This is a genomic window from Myxococcus sp. CA051A (assembly GCF_013336705.1).
Taxonomy (GTDB): Bacteria; Myxococcota; Myxococcia; order Myxococcales; family Myxococcaceae; genus Myxococcus; species Myxococcus llanfairpwllgwyngyllgogerychwyrndrobwllllantysiliogogogochensis.
The window spans coordinates 1-2,293 of the sequence record NZ_JABUMS010000054.1 but is presented as its reverse complement, the minus strand read 5'-3'; the positions used below and the strand labels follow the sequence as shown (position 1 = coordinate 2,293).

General features: G+C 68.3%; 1 protein-coding gene. It reads right to left on the bottom strand.

The genetic code is table 11. The features are described 5' to 3' along the window. Positions 1–2,293, bottom strand: a 2,293-nt coding sequence (locus tag HUA74_RS44855) for a condensation domain-containing protein (protein ID WP_174459498.1), incomplete at both ends; no start/stop codon positions are given.

The window sequence follows — 2,293 nt, the reverse complement described above, 5'->3', positions numbered from 1 at the left end:
CCCGAGAAAGGATTCGGGACGAAGGCCTGAGCGGTGATGTCGGGGCGGGCGAGGTAGCCGTGAGCGAGGTGGGTGCCGCCGACGTACACCTCACCCGAGACGCCAATGGGGACGGGCTGGCCGAGGGTGTCGAGGACGTAGAGCTGCGTGTGGGCGACGGGCGAGCCGATGGAGGGCAGGCGAGGCCAGGAGGAAGGTGCGCCCTGGAGCCGGAAGGCGGAGACGACGTGGGACTCGGAGGGGCCGTACTGGTTTTCGAGGACGCTGCCCGGGAGCTTCTCGAAGAAGGAAGCGAGGGTGGAGTTGACCTGGAGTTGCTCGCCAGCGGTGACGACTTCGCGAAGGGCGGAAGGAAGCGTGGCGCCGTGAGAGACGGAGTCCGCCATGGCCTGGAGGGCGACGAAGGGGAGGAAGAGTCGCTCCACCTGCTGGCGGTGCATGAAGTCGAGCAGGGCGGGGATGTCCTGGCGGAGTCCCCCGGTGGGCAGGACGACGTGGGCGCCGACCCACCAGGAGGCGAAGAACTCCTGGACGGAGACGTCGAAGTTGAGGGAGGCGAACTGGAGGGTGACAGCGCGAGGGTTGGGGGACTGACGAATCTGCCAGTCGAGGAGGAAGCTGAGGGCCCGGTGGGGCATGACAATGCCCTTGGGGATGCCCGTGGAGCCGGAAGTGTAGATGACGTAGGCGATGTCCTCGGTGGAGACGAGGACGGAGGGCGCCTGTGAGGACTGGCGGGAGATGGCGTCGGCTTCGGAGTCGACGAGGACGAAGCGCGCACTGGTGCTCGCGGGGAGGACGGAGGCGAGCAGGGAGTGGGTGAGAACGACGGGGGCGCGAGTGTCCGCGAGCATGAAGGCGAGGCGCTCGGGGGGGTAGTTGGGGTCGAGAGCGACGTAGAAGGCGCCGGCCTTGAGGGTGGCGAGGACGGCGACGGCCATGTCGAGGGACTTGTCGAGGCAGATGCCGACGGCGCCGCCAGGAGTCACGCCGCGAGAGGCGAGGTGGTGGGCGAGCTGATTGGCGCGTGCATCGAGAGCGGCGTAGGTGAGCGAGCGCGAGCCATCGGAGATGGCGATGGCGTCGGGCGTGCGGAGCGCCTGGGCCTCGAAGGGGCCGTGCAGCGTCGTGACGGCGTGAGACTCGCGTGACGTGTCATTCCAGGAGACGAGGAACTGGTGACGCTCCTGCTCATCGAGCAGGGGCAGGCGCCACAGCGACTGACCCGGATTGTTCACCGCGGACTTCAGCAGGCGCACCAGATGCGCACCCATCCGCTCCGCGGTGCTCCGGTCGAACAGGTCGGTGTTGAACTCGAGCAGGCCGCCGATGTCGTCGCCGAAGTCACCGCAGAGCAGGGACAGGTCGAACTTGGCCGTGCCGCTGTCCACCTGCATTGGCTCGAGCGGACTCTTCTCCTCACCGTCCTCCGGCCCGGCCGAGCGGCCCGTGTTCTGAAGAGCGAACATGACCTGGAAGAGCGGAGACCGGCTCAGGTCGCGCTCGGGCTTGAGCTCATCGACGAGCTTCTCGAAGGGCACGTCCTGGTGCGTGTACGCACCGAGCGTCGTCTCCTTCACCTGAGCCAGCAGCTCGCGGAACGTCATCTCCCCCGTCAGCCGTGCGCGCAGCGCGAGCGTGTTGACGAAGAAGCCGACGATGCCCTCTATCTCCGAGCGCTGCCGATTCGCGATGGGTGAGCCGACGACGATGTCGTCCTGGCCCGAGTAGCGAGCGAGCAACACCTGGAACGCGGACAACAGCGCCATGAAGGGCGTGACGCCTTCACGCAGGCACAGCGCGCGCAGCTCGGCGGTGAGTTGCGAGCCCAGCTCGATGGGGAGCGTGCCGCCGTTCGCCGTCTGAACGGGAGGACGCGGCCTGTCGGTGGGCAGCTCCAGTGCATGGGGAGCCCCGGCGAGCTGACCTCGCCACCAGCTCACCTGCTTGGAGAGGGCTTCGTCGCGCAGCCAGCCTCGCTGCCACGCCGCGTAGTCCGCGTACTGAAGCTCCAGCGGCGCGAGCGGCGAGGGGAGTCCCTGGGCGAACGCGGCGTAGAGCGCTCCGACTTCCCGCGTGAGGATGCCGCTGGACCAGCCGTCCGAGACGATGTGGTGGACGGTGACGAGCAGGATGTGGCGCTGCTCGGAGAGGCGAAGCACGGAGGCACGGAGCAGCGGGGCCTGGGAGAGCTCGAACGGCTTCTGCGCTTCGAGTTGGGCCAGTCGCCGCGCTTCTGTCTCACGCGAGGCTTCGGGCACGGCCTCCAGGTCCGTCACCGGGACGGACAGCT